The 15,380-nt window shown below is 28.7% G+C and carries 15 protein-coding genes; 1 reads left to right on the top strand and 14 read right to left on the bottom strand.

Translation table 11 applies throughout. The annotated features are described in order from the left end of the window. Window positions 1-23 precede the first annotated feature (23 nt). From F3K33_RS23350 to F3K33_RS23420, 14 genes are all read right to left on the bottom strand, one after another. Window positions 24-860 carry an HAD-IIA family hydrolase gene (locus F3K33_RS23350; RefSeq protein WP_039769913.1) on the bottom strand — a complete coding sequence of 279 codons (837 nt, stop codon included), beginning with the start codon at window positions 858-860 and terminating at the stop codon, window positions 24-26. A 1-nt stretch (window position 861) separates the two neighbouring features. Then, window positions 862-2,238, bottom strand: coding sequence for a sn-glycerol-1-phosphate dehydrogenase (locus tag F3K33_RS23355; protein WP_039769912.1), 1,377 nt, complete (start codon window positions 2,236-2,238; stop codon window positions 862-864). Window positions 2,239-2,511: 273 nt separating this feature from the next. Next, window positions 2,512-3,369 carry a PTS system mannose/fructose/sorbose family transporter subunit IID gene (locus tag F3K33_RS23360; protein ID WP_051144777.1) on the bottom strand — a complete coding sequence of 286 codons (858 nt, stop codon included), beginning with the start codon at window positions 3,367-3,369 and terminating at the stop codon, window positions 2,512-2,514. Window positions 3,370-3,396: 27 nt separating this feature from the next. After that, entirely contained in the window at window positions 3,397-4,158 is a 762-nt protein-coding gene (locus F3K33_RS23365) for a PTS mannose/fructose/sorbose/N-acetylgalactosamine transporter subunit IIC (RefSeq protein WP_039769911.1), read from the bottom strand. Window positions 4,159-4,192: 34 nt separating this feature from the next. After that, on the bottom strand, window positions 4,193-4,672 hold the full coding sequence (locus F3K33_RS23370; RefSeq protein ID WP_039769910.1) for a PTS sugar transporter subunit IIB: 480 nt from the start codon (window positions 4,670-4,672) through the stop codon (window positions 4,193-4,195). Window positions 4,673-4,695: 23 nt separating this feature from the next. Next, window positions 4,696-5,112: a PTS sugar transporter subunit IIA gene (locus tag F3K33_RS23375; protein WP_039769908.1), complete on the bottom strand. Its 417-nt coding sequence runs from the start codon at window positions 5,110-5,112 to the stop codon at window positions 4,696-4,698. Window positions 5,113-5,554: 442 nt separating this feature from the next. Then, window positions 5,555-8,224, bottom strand: coding sequence for a sigma-54-dependent transcriptional regulator (locus tag F3K33_RS23380; RefSeq protein WP_039769906.1), 2,670 nt, complete (start codon window positions 8,222-8,224; stop codon window positions 5,555-5,557). A 202-nt stretch (window positions 8,225-8,426) separates the two neighbouring features. Then, complete coding sequence (locus tag F3K33_RS23385) at window positions 8,427-9,113, bottom strand: response regulator transcription factor (protein WP_017211235.1); 687 nt, start codon at window positions 9,111-9,113, stop codon at window positions 8,427-8,429. A 159-nt stretch (window positions 9,114-9,272) separates the two neighbouring features. Continuing rightward, complete coding sequence (locus tag F3K33_RS23390) at window positions 9,273-10,508, bottom strand: sensor histidine kinase (RefSeq protein WP_039769904.1); 1,236 nt, start codon at window positions 10,506-10,508, stop codon at window positions 9,273-9,275. 209 nt (window positions 10,509-10,717) lie between these two features. Further along, complete coding sequence (locus F3K33_RS23395; RefSeq protein ID WP_023973936.1) at window positions 10,718-10,921, bottom strand: hypothetical protein; 204 nt, start codon at window positions 10,919-10,921, stop codon at window positions 10,718-10,720. Window positions 10,922-10,948: 27 nt separating this feature from the next. Continuing rightward, window positions 10,949-11,617 (bottom strand): hypothetical protein, encoded by a 669-nt coding sequence (locus F3K33_RS23400; protein ID WP_023973937.1) that lies wholly within the window; start codon window positions 11,615-11,617, stop codon window positions 10,949-10,951. Window positions 11,618-11,830: 213 nt separating this feature from the next. Then, on the bottom strand, window positions 11,831-12,775 hold the full coding sequence (locus tag F3K33_RS23405; RefSeq protein WP_039769901.1) for a 2-hydroxyacid dehydrogenase: 945 nt from the start codon (window positions 12,773-12,775) through the stop codon (window positions 11,831-11,833). 522 nt (window positions 12,776-13,297) lie between these two features. Next, window positions 13,298-13,819 (bottom strand): dCTP deaminase, encoded by a 522-nt coding sequence (gene dcd / locus F3K33_RS23415; RefSeq protein ID WP_039769899.1) that lies wholly within the window; start codon window positions 13,817-13,819, stop codon window positions 13,298-13,300. Between the two features lie 115 nt (window positions 13,820-13,934). Further along, entirely contained in the window at window positions 13,935-14,678 is a 744-nt protein-coding gene (locus F3K33_RS23420; RefSeq protein WP_017211241.1) for a hypothetical protein, read from the bottom strand. 253 nt (window positions 14,679-14,931) lie between these two features. Here F3K33_RS23420 and F3K33_RS23425 point away from each other — a divergent pair, with 253 nt between their 5' ends. Further along, window positions 14,932-15,261, top strand: a complete 330-nt coding sequence (locus F3K33_RS23425) for a HesB-like protein (RefSeq protein ID WP_017211242.1) — start codon at window positions 14,932-14,934, stop codon at window positions 15,259-15,261. Window positions 15,262-15,380: the final 119 nt, after the last annotated feature.

The raw sequence follows: 15,380 nt of genomic DNA on the forward strand, positions 1-15,380 counted from the left end.
CTTATTCCTACTTATCCCCTTGCTTAACTATCAAAATTTATACTATTAAATATTCCTCCAATCTCCTTAAGTGAATTAAATATTAAAGTCGGTTGTATTTCAGATTCCTTTAGATCTTTCATTTGAGTTTCCCCTGTCAAGACTAGAATTGTAACTGCCTTATTGCCTTTTCCTATAGCAATATCTGTATATAACCTATCTCCTACAAAAGCGACTTCTTCTTCTTTAAGTTCCATATTCTTAAGTATATAATTTAAAGTATAAGGAGACGGCTTACCAAAAAATGTAGGTTTCACTCCTGTAGATGCAGTAATCATTGAGCATATAGATCCGCAATCAGGCATAAAACCATTTTCTATAGGACAGTTGAAATCTGGATTTACCGCCAAGAAAGTAGCTCCATTTCTAATAAAGTCACATGCTTTTGAAACATTTTTATAGGCTAATGAAGTATCAAATCCTGCTACGACCACATCTGCATTTTCTTCTACTATATTAATATTTGAATTCACAAAATCTTTTTTTAAATATTCATTGCCTAAAACAAATACTCTTTTATTTTGAAATTCTCTTTTTATATAATCAATTATTACTTCATTAGATATCATCATCATGTCATTCTTTACATCATAGCCCATATTAGTTATTTTTTTTATATAAAACTCAGCATTTTTTGAAGAATTGTTTGTAAAGAATTTAAACTTTATATTATTTCCATCTAATATTCTTAGGAATTCTATAGATCCATCTAATAGTGTGTTACCTAGGTATACTGTTCCATCTAAATCAAGAATAAAACATTTTATTTTTTTTAATAATGTTCTCTCATCTTCTTTTATATCTAAATATTTATTTAACATGCTATACCCTCTCAGCTAAATAATTTTTAATCTTATATGAAAATTCATCTAGTAAATCCAAATCACCTAAAAAGCTTAATATTGTATATCTTGGCCTAACCTCTTTAGCCATAACTATTGCATCTAACATTATTTTAAGCTCAATTCCAACATCCTCTGGTTCAGCTGCTGCGCCAACTCTTTTGAGAATTGCTTTTATTTCCTCTGCTGTCGGAATATCTTTAATAACATCTTTTATTTCATTAATATTTTCTCTAATGCTGCTAATTCTTTCTAATCTGCTTTCTATAGAATTCCTTTTTTCTTTTGCGGCTGTTTTAATAATTTCAGGTGCTGCTTTCCCATAAAATTGTTTAATATTTTTCTCCCATTGGTCCTGATCAAATAACTTAGCACTATTAATAGCTTGATCAAAATTAAGTTCATATTCAGATAAGATTTCACGTAATTTCGTAGTTATGATTGTAGATATTCCCACCTTTGTTCCATGAAGTACAGCTTTTTTGCCTTCAAATAAAAACATCATTTCTAGATAATGAGCTAAATGATGTTCTGATCCCGAAGCAGGTCTTGAATTGCCAACAAAGCTCATAGCAATTCCAGTTAGAACTAATGCTTCCATTAGATTTTTTATTGCTGTTTCATCTCTATTTATCATTTTCTCCGAATTATCCATACATTTTTGTATAGAATCCTCTACCATTTTAACTGTTACATCACAATAATATTCTTTATTTATAATCTTGCTGAGTTTCCAATCATTTAATGCAGAATACTTTCCAACAATATCACCAAATCCAGCTAGAATCATTTCCATAGGCGCATCTTTTAGTATATTAACATCTCCGATAATTGCTTTAGGAACATCAACTTGATAAGTAGTTTTAAGATTTTCAACTATTAATGCAGAACCATTTGATGCAAAACCATCCATAGATGGTGCAGTAGCCACAATAACTGATGAAATATCTAATTTATGACTAATAAATTTGCCTAAATCATTTAATGTACCTGAGCCTATTGTTAAAATAACATCTACATCTTTATCAAATTGCATAAATAGTTTACCTAAAGCACTTTCATCAGGAACAAGGTCATCCTCTGGTTCAAATATAAATTTTTTATACTCAAATTTTCCTTCTTTCAATGCAGTCTCAACTTGATTTCCAGCTGCTTTATAAGTATTTTTATCCGCTACAACTAATGAATTTTTAAATCCTAGATCTCTTAATATATCAGGCACTTTTTTAATTGCATCTTTTTCTATTAATACACGTTCTAAACCTATATTATGTGCTTTACCACATGTGCATTTTAACCCACTTTTTAAAAAATCATCTATTTTTAAATCACTGACATTGTTTATATTTAACTCCATGCATATCACTTCCTAATTAATATTTTTGCTTAATTAACAATGCGTATGTTGCAATATTGGGCATATGTCTGAAAATCTTTATACATAGGTAACTTAATATAGTTATAATGAAGCTCAAAATTGCAACATACATATTTATCTGATGTCTAGCCGCTGTAACACTCCCTCTTCTATAAGTGGGAGATAACAGCGGCACGACCCTAGATAAGTTCAACTAAGATTCAGATGGGGATCAAACCCCACCTGAATCAAGTTTCACTTGATTTTTATTAATTAAAATATACCTAAAGCTCCTAAAATAGCTCCTGCAAGTATAAGTACAACCATTAATTTAATTGGAGATATCCCTCTTCTTACCATTTTTAACACAATTAATGTTAGTGCAAACGGTATCAAGCCGGGCATTAGTTTATCTAATAAATCTGTTTGCAAACTAAATTTAACTTCTCCCATATTAAAACTTAAATTAGTTTGTAAAGTAATGAATCTTCCAACTAGCCCTCCCATTACTAGAGTTCCGAGTACTGATGCAGTCTCAATAACTTTATTAATTTTTCCACCTTGTAGTATTTGTTCTACCGCTTTCTTACCAAGATTATATCCACTCATCCATAGACTTAATGAAATACTAGTCATTATTACATATTGAGCTATTAAAAATATAATTGGACCAAAAATATTCTTAGTATTTGTAATTCCTATACATATTGCAAGCAAAATAGGTGTAATAATTCCCTGTGTCAATGTATCACCAACACCTGCAAGTGGCCCCATTAATCCTGTTTTTATTGCATTAAAACCTTCATCATTAATTGGATTACCACTAGCTTTCTCCTCTTCCATGGCTATAGTAATACCATGTATAACTGATCCACAAATAGGTTCTGTATTAAAAAATGCTAAATGCCTTTGTACTGCTGCTTTTTTATCTTCGTTATTTTTATATAATTTCTTTATTACAGGTAACATGGAGTGTGCAAAAGCCGTAGCTTGTAATCTTTCGTAATTATAATTTGATTGTGCGAAAAAAAACCATCTAATCCATGACTTAATTACATCTCTTTTATCTAAAACTTTAGTTTTATTATCATCAATTGATTTATTTTCAGGTATAATCTTTATATTTGACATGTATATTCCCCCCTTGTAAATTTTCTTCTATGCATTATTAGGTGATGAATTATTGCCTTTTATTGCAGTTACAGTTAATGCGATTACTAATCCTATTATAGAAATGATAACTATATCAAGTTTAAAGTATACTGACATTATGATCCCTAGTACAAAAAATGGCATTGTAAATGAGTTTCCTATTAGTTTTAAATTCATTGCAATACCTAGTGCTGGTAACATTGCTCCTATTACATTAAATACATGCAATACACTATCATTCATAACACTTAACATTCCAGACACTGCATCTGGACCAAAATATACTACTAATGTAGCTGGTATAAAACTAAGTAAAAATAACACTATTTGCGGTGGTATTGTATTTATGAGACTAAGTGAATCTATATTTCCCTTTTCTACCTCTCTATCAGCCCAATGAACAAAAAATGAGTTGATTGTCATTTTTCCTATCCATAATACTGTAGCTATAGTTCCAAGTGGAACTGCGATTGCCATAGCAGTTGATACATCTAAACCAGAAGTTATAGCTAATGCAGTACCTGCATATCCTGCAAATGATGGATCCCCCATTTGAGCTCCACCTGCTGATATAAATCCTAAATATATAACATTTATACCTGCACCTATTAATGCTCCCTCTAAAGGTTGTCCTAATATTATTCCTGTTATTAGTCCTGCTACTAAAGGCCTATTAAATGTAAAAAATCCAACATAAGTAAACCATGGACTCCATGAAATATAGTAAAATAACCCTATTAATACCGCTTGAAAAATCGTAACATGCATATAAATTCCTCCTAAATTATAATTTAATTATTAATTATTTCTTTAATAATTTATCTAATGCTATTTGTTTTGCATCAGGAACAATTTGCATAAAAACATTCACACCACATCTTATAAGCTCTATAAATGCTTCTCTTTCTTCATCAGAAACTGAAATATTTTTATATAATTGTTTTCTTCCTTGCCTTGCACCCATTCCTCCAAGATTTAACTCCTTAATTCCAATTCCTGCTTTTACAAGGCTAAGGACAGTCATAGGAGCTTTAACTAAAACCAATATTTTCTCACCATCGTCATCTTTATTTAAAATTTCAACTGCATCATCTACTCCATATATCTCCACTTTAAGTGAACTAGGTGCTGCAGATTTTAGAACCATTTGCATAAATGAATCTTGTGCTACTGCATCGTCTACTACTATAATTTTAGTTGCCTTTGTAATTTTAGACCATGCAGTTGCAACTTGACCATGAATTAGCCTATCATCAATTCTTGTAAGAACAATATTTAACATATATAATCTCTCCCTTTTTTGATTTATTTTAATAATGTATTTAATTCATTAAATAATTCTTTTACTCCCATAACTCCTGCTTCCATGCAATGCCTAGTCAATTCATCTAACTCATAAGATTCTCTCATAGTAATTGCCTCAAGTAACATAGGTAAATTAACGCCTGTTATACATTTAAATTTAATATCACTTACTTTATTTGAATTTAAAGCAACAACATTATAAGGACTTCCACCTAACAGATCTGCCAGTACTAAAACACCTTGACCACTTTCTAATAATTTAATTGATTCTCTAACTTTGTCTCCTAGTACTTCGATACTATCTCCATGTTCAAGTCCTAAAGTTAATATCTTATCTTGTTTTCCTACAATAAGCTCAGCACTTTTTAATATTTCTTCTGAAAATTTTCCGTGAGTGACGAGTAAAATTCCTATCATAAGATTCACCTCCTCTTGTTTTTCTTTATCCGATAGCTAGCATCTGTAACACTCCCACTTCTTAAAGTGCGAGATAACGGCTGCACGCTCCTGGATAAGTCAAACTAAATTCAGCTGAAGTATAAAACTCCACCTGAAAAGTTTCACTTTATGCCTTATATACAAGCAACTATCGTGCCAATAATTAACTTAAAGTGTCTCACTATATATAGCATAATATTTGACGCCTTCTAAACACTATGTCCTTACACATTTTTTAGTTAATACAATATTTTTCATCATAAGAAAACTTATTTATTGGATAATTTAATATTTAGAAATCAGCATATGTATTCAATGTGTATTTAATGTGTATTTAAGAAAAGTCTAAATGTAAATACACATTTAGACTTTTTAATAGTATTATTATATTTTTATCAATTACAGTAACTTTAGCTTACTGCTAAATCTCTTCTTCACTTTTAATATTATTTAAATCAAAATTAATATCCACCATTTCAACTATATATGCTAGTTCACTGTTAGGAATGTGTATTCCAAATACTTCTTCTACTAAAATAAAATTATTTTTTATAACCTCAAAAAGTTGCTCTTTTGCAGATTTGATTTTGGAAAATTTTTTATATGGCAATGTCTCATTTCTTATAACTCTTTCAATCATACATGAACAATGAAATAAAAATTTAATATACATAGCATCATCAATTTCTTTATTATAAACAGACGCTATATTTTTTAAAACTTCATCTAACGTTTTAGACGCTTTTTTAGCACTTAAAAAAGTTAATATTTCTTCTAGCATATTCACAGCATAATCTCTACAATTTGTATTTTCTGGTTCAACTTCCATAGGTGGATTACTTAATTTTATGCTATCTCCAATTAATGAGCTTACATTTTTTACACTTTCAACTAATATATCCATAGTTATATCAGGCATCATTGCTTTTCTAGCCGCTTCAATAACCATTGGAGTGCTAACCATTTTCAACGTTTGTGTTTTTATACCAGTTTTTTCTGTAATTACATCTGAGAATGTGGTTAGGGATCCCATGTCTACTAGTAAAAGAACTCCTCCTTCACAATCCATTTCCTTAACCATATCTATAGCCTTATTTAGGGCTATCTCCACCTTTTCTTCCAATGGCATATCCAATGCATGAATGCAGTTGCAGCCTAAAAGTGTCTTTGTAACTTCTACCATATTCGTTGCAGTCCCATTCCCATGAGCAATAACTAAAACTTGAATATTTCCATATGCTCTTTTTGTATTTACTGAATATAAAAACATAGTTATAAATGCTACCTCATCATTAGGCACTTTAATTAGAAATTGTTTTTCAATTTTCAATTTTATTCTTTCAGCTATATTGTATTCATTTATATGCTCCCTATAAGAACTTTCTATATTTGGATAAATTGTTACATTTCCTAATTTCAAACGTTCTATAAGGGTTTCAATATGCAGCGCCAGGCTATAAATTAACTTTGTATCTGTACTAGTAGCGAAATAATCTTCATTTTCAAAAAATGATTCTTCTATAATATTAACGATTTCAGGAGTTACAATTTTTGATAAAACTTCTTTATTTATAGTTAAATTTTGAGACTTTTCTGATAGCGGTGAGTTATTAAAACGATCTCGAATTTGACTATTTATATTCTCCCTAATTTGATTTACAGACAAGCCATCTTCATAAAATTTTTGTGCTCTTTCTAACATAACATCATAGAAGTCTTCTTCAGTATTATATTTATCATAAAGTAGTAAGCCATTTAAGTTATCATCAAATTCCTCATTGGAGCTATTAAATGTTATAGACTCAAAGTCATTTAAATCAAAATATTTAAAAAGTTCTCGCCTTTTATCCTCAATTGTAAATAATCCTTCTTTAAAGCGCTGTGAAAGCTGGGATAACTTCACGTGTACGTATTTTTGATCTTGTGTTATATATTCAACAAATGCATTGGCACAAATAAGCTGGATATCATTTTTCAGTTGGCCTATGTTGCCTGGACATTTATAAAGCAGCAGCACTTTTAAAACTTCTTTCGATACTTTTAATTGAGCTTTAATTTTAAGACACTCGTTTTTAAAAAATTCATAAATAAGTTTCATTCTCTCTTTTAAGGAACGTTCATCTAAACTTGGTAGTTTAATAGTTACTGGAATTCTTCTTAAGAAAGTACTTAGTATAGTCGATTTAGGCTCTTCAGTAGTAGCTGCTATAAACAATATATTAGCTCTTCTTGTATTTTCAGATTCTCCTAATCTACGATAGCTACCTCTATCAATTAATGAAAATAACATTTCTTGCCCCTCAGGTGGTAAACGATGAACTTCATCTAAAAATAGAATTCCGTTATTAGCTTCATCTATTAATCCCTTTTTTTCTTTATCAGCTCCTGTAAATGCACCCTTCGCATATCCAAACAGATGTGATAATAATAATTGAGAGTTTTCTGCATAATCCGCACAATTGAAAATAACATATGGCGCGTTAGCTTTCAGAATCCCTACATTTATAGCATATCTATACATCATTTCTGCAAAAGTAGTTTTTCCAACCCCCGTGGGCCCAATTAATAATGTATGTAAGCCATTGGTTGGATATAATATTGCTGCTTTTGCCTGTTTAATTTGTGATTTTAAAGAATCCCTATTTCCTATTATATTTTCAAATATATCCCTAGTTTTAATTTTTGTATTTCCCAAATTACTATTAACTTCATTATTATTATAACTTTCTATTATATTCTTATTTTGCGACTCTAAATTCAGCTCTTTATTTATAATTTTTCTAAAGAAATTATATTCTTTTATTATTGGTTCATTTATCTCTATTTTATAGGTAGCTTCTAGATAATCCTTATCTAAATATAATACAGGCTTGCCCAATATCTTAATTGCTTTACCTTCATTTACAAGACAGTTTAATTCTTTACTAACATTATTTCTTGATATTTTTAGTTCTTCAGCTATATAACTTGCTTCAAATCCTACTTTCTCTATTAAATCAGTCTCAAAAGCTGCTTCTGCTGTAAGTTGCTTTAGCCTTCCATATACTCTATCTTTTCTACTCAATTTATTATTTTCCAGTTTTATAATCATACAATAGCCCAATCCCTTTTAACATAATTATTCATCAAATTATTTCTACATATTGTAATATATGTATTACCACTCTTATATAATTCTAAATTTAAATTATAATTATATCTTAATTATAATTATCAAAAACTCTCCTCGTTAGCTCTAACTCCAAATTATGTGGTTTAACTCCAGGCAAATCCAAATAAATCAATATTGAAACTTATGAATTAAATCTATATCCTGTTCCCCAAAGGGTTTCAATATACTCTGGATTTCCTGGATCTTTTTCTATCTTCTTTCTTAACTTTTGTATATGGACTGCCACAGTTGCTGTATCTCCGTAATAATCATCTCCCCATATTCTATCGAATAATTGATCTTTAGTGAAAACTATATTTGGATTAGAAGCTAAAAATACCATAAGCTCATACTCTTTTGTAGTAAGAATAACCTCTTTTCCATTTACAAAAACTTTATGTGAATCTGTTCTTATCTCCAATGCTTTATGGCTAATAATATTGAGTTGGGGTCTATTTCCTGATAATCGCTCATATCTAAGCATATGAGACTTTATTCTGGCTACTAATTCTGCAGGACTAAAAGGTTTTGTTAAATAATCATCTGCACCAAATCCTAACCCCTTTATTTTATCAATATCCTCACTTCTTGCTGATACTATTATTATAGGTATTTCATATTTTTCTCTAACTTCTCTTACTATTTCATACCCGTCTTTACCTGGTAGCATTAAATCAACTATTATAAGATCATATGTACCAATAAGAGCTTTTTTTAATCCTTGAATACCATCCTGAATTATTTCCACTTTATAACCATTTAATTGAAGATACTCTTTTTCTAGTTCAGCGATATTTATATCATCTTCTATAATTAATATTTGTTTCATATGCTTCCTCCTCTTTATTATTTATGCTCTTAAATGACACACTGTCAGATATATATGATCCGTATCACTATTTAATCACGAAATAACATCTAAACACTCCTTAGCATTGTACCCCTTGTTGGTATAAATTCAGCTATAGTTCTCTCCATCTGAAAAACTTCACTTTATTGGTATCTCTATAGTAAACGTACTTCCTTTCCCCATTATACTTGATGCATAAATCTTTCCTCCATGAGCTTCTACCATTTCCTTTGCAATTGCAAGTCCTAAACCCGTACTCATAAAGTCTTTGGTACGTTCTGTATCTATACGGTAAAATCTATTAAATATATTTGAAAGTTTATCTTCTGGAATCCCAGGACCATTATCTTTAATTTCTATCTTAATCCATTCATTATTATTACTTAATTCTACTTTAATTATTGAATCTTTTTGCCTTCCATATTTTATAGCATTCCCTATAACATTCCTAATAACTTGATATATTCTTTTTCCATCTATGTTAATTTCTAATTCTTCCGACAACCTATCTTCAAATTTAAATTCAATATCCTTTTCTTTAAGAACAAAATCAAACTCTTCCATAAGATCACTCATAAATGCCTTAAATTTAACTATCCCAAAATTAAAATCTAATTTTTGCATATCTAATTTTGAAAATAAAAACAAATCATCAATAAGGTTATTTATATAAGTAGTATTATTATGAATTATATTTAGATAATTGTTCACTTTATCTGGTGAAGTAACAACACCATCCACTAAGGCTTCAATATATCCATTAATTGAAGTAATTGGTGTTTTTAAGTCATGGGAAATATTAGCTATCAATGCTTTTCTATTTTCTTCATATTCAAGTTTCATCTCTTCAGATTTTTTTAAGGTTTCAGCCATCTTATTAAAATCATATATTAAAATTCCTATTTCATTATATACGTCGTTATCAATTTTCACATCATAGTTACCTCTGGCTATCTGTTCAACACCATCTTTTAACTTCTCTATAGGTTTCATAATTCTTTTTTCCATTCTCAAAGTTATATATATATGAGAGCTTTGATGAATAATAAAAATTATTGCAAAAAATATAGTAATTGCCTTTACATCTACAAATTTAAATATGGAAAAAACAAGTAACATGCTTATTAAAATTCCCGTTGGACGCATCCATCTTAAATATCTATGTATCCTATTAAATTCATTAAATTGTTTATGATGAGAATTATGATGTATTTTTTGATGCTCATAAACTAACTCGTAACGCATTTTATTTAACTCTTTGAGTTTTTCAAAAAATTCCCGATGTTCTTCATCAATTCTATTATGAAAATGAGAATAAACTCTTCCTCTAAACCTTCTAATGCTTTCCACCACCTTAAAATAAATTTCTACCATTGTAATGATTATAACATTCAAATTAACTTTTAATAAATTAAATTAAAACCGACTATTAATAATTCTAATAAAATTATTCTATGATATACTTAAATTTTGATTTGGAACAGAGTTCCTTATTTACTTATTTATTTATAAATGAAAATCTCTAAATAATTGAATTTTACATCAATAATTTAGAGATTTCTGAATTTCAACCCCTCTTTACATTAAGAAATACTCATTTTTCTTAATAGATTTTTCACATCAGTTGCATATATATATTTATCATCTTCTTTAATCATCACTCTAGTGCAACATTTAAAGCATTTATTATCACAATTCGTTGTCTCAAATTGAATTCCTCTACTATTTAGAGCTTCAACTAATTCATTATACTTTCTAGTGTTAGTACAAATAAGATATTTGGGCATTTACTACTATCTCCTAACTTAATTAATTTACCAAACTAAATCTAGTGATCCATTTACAGCATTTTCGCCTTTAGAAGAAATTTCTACTTTCTCAACTTCATTATCTTTATTTGCATATATTTTTAATATAGCATCGCTGTTTTCAGAACATAATAATTCTTTTATAAATTTATGATGCTTATGGAAACCTCTATCATCACTTTCCTTCATTTGTCTTATATGCTCCATTATCTTTTCTTCATCCATTCCTTTATGGCATTCTTTATGAATGTCCTTGATTTCTTTAAATACCTCTTTCAATTCTAAAGAAATAATAGCCTTTTCATCTTTTTCTTCTACTTGCACATTATTTAATAAATTTAATATAAACGTAACTTTTGAAAGTCCTCCTTTTATTCCACCGTGACCGTGCATATTCATTCCATGATTATGCATTCCTCTATGAAATCCATGATGCGGGCACTCCTTTATATTAAATTCAGAATTACTATCATGTTTTACTTTTTTGCCTTCAGCATCTAAATCAACACTTATGTTAGCTTTTGTTTCCCCACTTTTAGTATCAGTTTCAAATTCATTAGAAAATGATAATACTTTTACATCTCCTTTAGTTGCTTCCAATTTTACGCTTCCTTTAAACACTTCTTTTTCCTTCATAGTTTTAAATACATCATATAATACTTTAATTTTATTCATTTATAACGCCTCCCAATATTTTCAAAGATTTATTCCCTTGCTTGTTATGAATTCATTATAAAATCTAATTTTAAAAATCTTTTAAAGCAATTATAAAAATTTTATAAAAAAATAAAAATCCCTCAAAAGGGATTTCTATTTATACTATCTAAGAAAAGCATCAAGGCTTTTCTTCCCAGGTTTCTAATTCTAAATTAACATATATAAATTGACTTATTTAATTACATTTTGCGGAGTACCTTTTAACCATTTTTTTATATTATCAAAAACAATAACTGCTCTCTTTTCGAAAGCTTCCGCTGTTGCAAATGCAACATGAGGAGTAACTATTAAATTATTTGCTCCAAACAATACATGATCTGTAGGAATTGGTGGCTCAATTTCAAATACATCTACTCCCGCACCGGCAATTTTGCCATTATTTAAAGCTTCCGCAAGTGCTGAACTATCTAAAACAGGACCTCGTGCTGTATTTATTAAAATTGCACTTTCTTTCATTAATGATAATTTTTCATTATTTATTAATCCTTTAGTGCTTTCATTTAGTGGAACATGAAGCGATACTATATCACAAGTAGCCATTAATGTATCTAAATCTACAAATTCGATTCCTTCAACATCTTTTTTAGTCCTGCTATAAGCGTATACATCACATCCAAATGCTTTAGCAATTGCGGCAGTTCTCATACCTATAGCTCCTGCCCCTACTACTCCGAACTTCTTTCCTGCGAGTTCAAATCCCACAAGCCCATTCTTCGTTCCACCTTCTCTAGTCACCTTATCACATGGTATAATATTTCTATATAGAGAAATAACCATACCAAATACTAAGTCTGCAACTGCAGCAGTTGAGTATCCAGCACAATTGCATACTAAAATGTCTCTTTCCTTACAGTAATCCATTGCAACATGGTCTACTCCTGTAAACGCAACACAAATCATTTTCAAATTTGGACAGTTTTCTATTACCTCTTTTTTATATGGAAGATTGGATATTACTACAGCATCAGCATCTTTGCTTCTTTCTATTAATGTTTCGGTATCTTCTACTCTTGTATCATAATATATTATGTCTACTTCATTTCCTAAACTATTCTTTGCCATTCCCAATAACTTATCCTTATTTACACCTAATGGCTCTAATATCACTAATTTCATTTACTTCATTCTCCTTTATATATTAATTTATATTTAAAAATGATTTGTTAAAAGCGCTTTATCTATATTATATATGATACATCCCCATCAGAATCTTTTGAATAGATATATGTGAAATTTTTTATTTTAATTATCCTCAGATAAAAAAAGATTCGGATATTTTCTTCTAGAGTATCTAAAAAAACATCCGAACCTTTTTTCATATTAACCAACATATAAGTGATATTTCTGAATGCAATTTCGGAAATAAAATTGAAATATCAGTATATGATGAACTACATGAATTTGCAGATAATATTTGCATATCGTATTTGTTGTTTCAACTTAATAAATCTCAATTTTATTATTATAAATAAGACTTAGTAAGTTGAACATATTTACGAACTTAGTTTTAAAATAACAATGTATAGATTTTGAGCAATATAATTCATTCGTTATAAGAGTGCTTACCTTGCATTGCCTGATGACTTAATACAGATTTTGATGCTTAAAATTTTTAGAACGTATTGCTCATAAATACAACTATCTTTCAAAATCTTTATACATTAAACTTGGCTGTATTCCTTTATTATTCTGATATTTTCCACTGCTATATAAATCATATTCTCCATGGATATCATGATAATATATTTGACATATTTCTACGTTAGGATAAACTTTTATTGGCTGAACGCAAAAAATTTCTAACGTCCAGTAGCCTGAAAATCCAATATCTCCGAATCCAGCTGTAACATGAATAAATAACCCTAATCTACCTGTTGAAGAGCGTCCTTCAAGCATAGGGACATATTTACTAGTACTCGTAAATTCATTTGTTCTACCTAAGTATAATTTACCTGGTTCTAATAATAATCCATCCTCCGGAATTTTTATAACTTTTGTTGGATTTGGAGTTTTCATATCTAAAATATCATTTTCATAAACTAATAATTCATTATGCAAAGACAAATTATAACTATTAGGATTTATTTTTTCCTCATCAAAAGGTTCAATTATTATATTACTACCAATATTTTTTAATATTTCTTTTCCTGATAATATCATTAGTTCTCCTCCAAGCTATATACTTTAATAAATAGTTCATAATGTATTATTTTAATGTATTAAATCTAATAAATTCTAAATGCCTAACCAATAATATCACAATATATAAGAAAATTTATGCATTTAAGATTTCTTTAAACTCAAACAATACTTTTTTAACATTCTCTTCATCTAAAGGCTTATAGCTATTTAAATATCCTGAAGCATCAAGAGCTTCATATGCTTTCTTACTCATTGAAATCCAATTTTCAGGTATATAAATCCACACTATATCCTCATATTTACAACTTAATAAAAAATGTTCTAATCCTCTAAATGCATATTCTTCAATTTCGTGAAGCTCATTTAGAATCTTATAATCCTTAACTATTTTAGAACTTAACTCACATTTATATATGTCTACATAGAAGAAATCAAATTTATTTTTTTTTGCTTTAAAGGCATCCCCTTTTATTATCCGTATTTTTTTATTTTTAGGAAAATTATTATTATATAATTTTATTATTTCTTCACTAATTTCATATACAATTACTTCTTCTACACTATTTTTTTTTGCAATTTCTTGAACTACATATCCAATGCCAAGTCCAATTACACCAACTTTTCCGTGAGCAAAAGAAATTGCTCCATATGAACTTTCAACTGTCTCTGGTGTTAGTTTCATTAAATCACTGCCATTTTTATATAATTGAATTATATCTATATCATATTCTTCTTCATTTTCATACATATAACCTTGTAATTCTTGCTTTATTATGGTATCTTTAACTATTTTATAGTCGCCACAAGTTCCTTGATTAATTAAGTCACTATATCGCTTTATCTCTTGGAACACAAAACTTTTATTATATGGTTTCATAGTTAATTCCCCTTCTTACAATATTTAATGCAAAATCTTTAATAGTTCTATATTATTATAGCACATTTTCCAATTTATGTATAATATTGTATAATTTATTTATTAACATTATATATTCAATAAACCATAATATAATAGCACATTCTTAGACATAATATAACTATTAATATTAACTTTTTATTTTAATATATATATGCTATACTTACTTTAATGATTTAATATCATTAATATTTCATAAAGTAGGTGTTTATATATGAAAAATGTTAATATAAGTGAAGAAGCTTATAATGAATTTAAAGCTTTTTTAGAAGAAAATAAAATAACTGATTTCAATATTAGAATAAATTTTGCTGGTTATGCATGTAGCGGTCCAGTTTTTAACATATCTCTTTCAGAAGCTACTGATGCCGACGAGGTTGAAAAAATGAATGATATTTCATTTATATACGAAAAATCCCTAATAGAACAATTTGGTGGATTTATAATACTTTCTTCTGATGAAAATGAAGGTAATGGCTTAAGTTTAAAGCCTGTTATAGCGCCTGAAGGCGGATGTGGTGGTTCTTGCTCAGGATGCCACTAAAATCATAATAAAAAATGTAGAATAAATGAAGAATATTTATTCTACATTTTTTTGTTGTTCTGAGTTCTTATACCATCTAACATTCCCCTTACAAAAAGCTTAATTCTTACTCTACAGTT

The organism is Clostridium beijerinckii, assembly GCF_008705175.1.
GTDB lineage: Bacteria > Bacillota > Clostridia > Clostridiales > Clostridiaceae > Clostridium > Clostridium beijerinckii.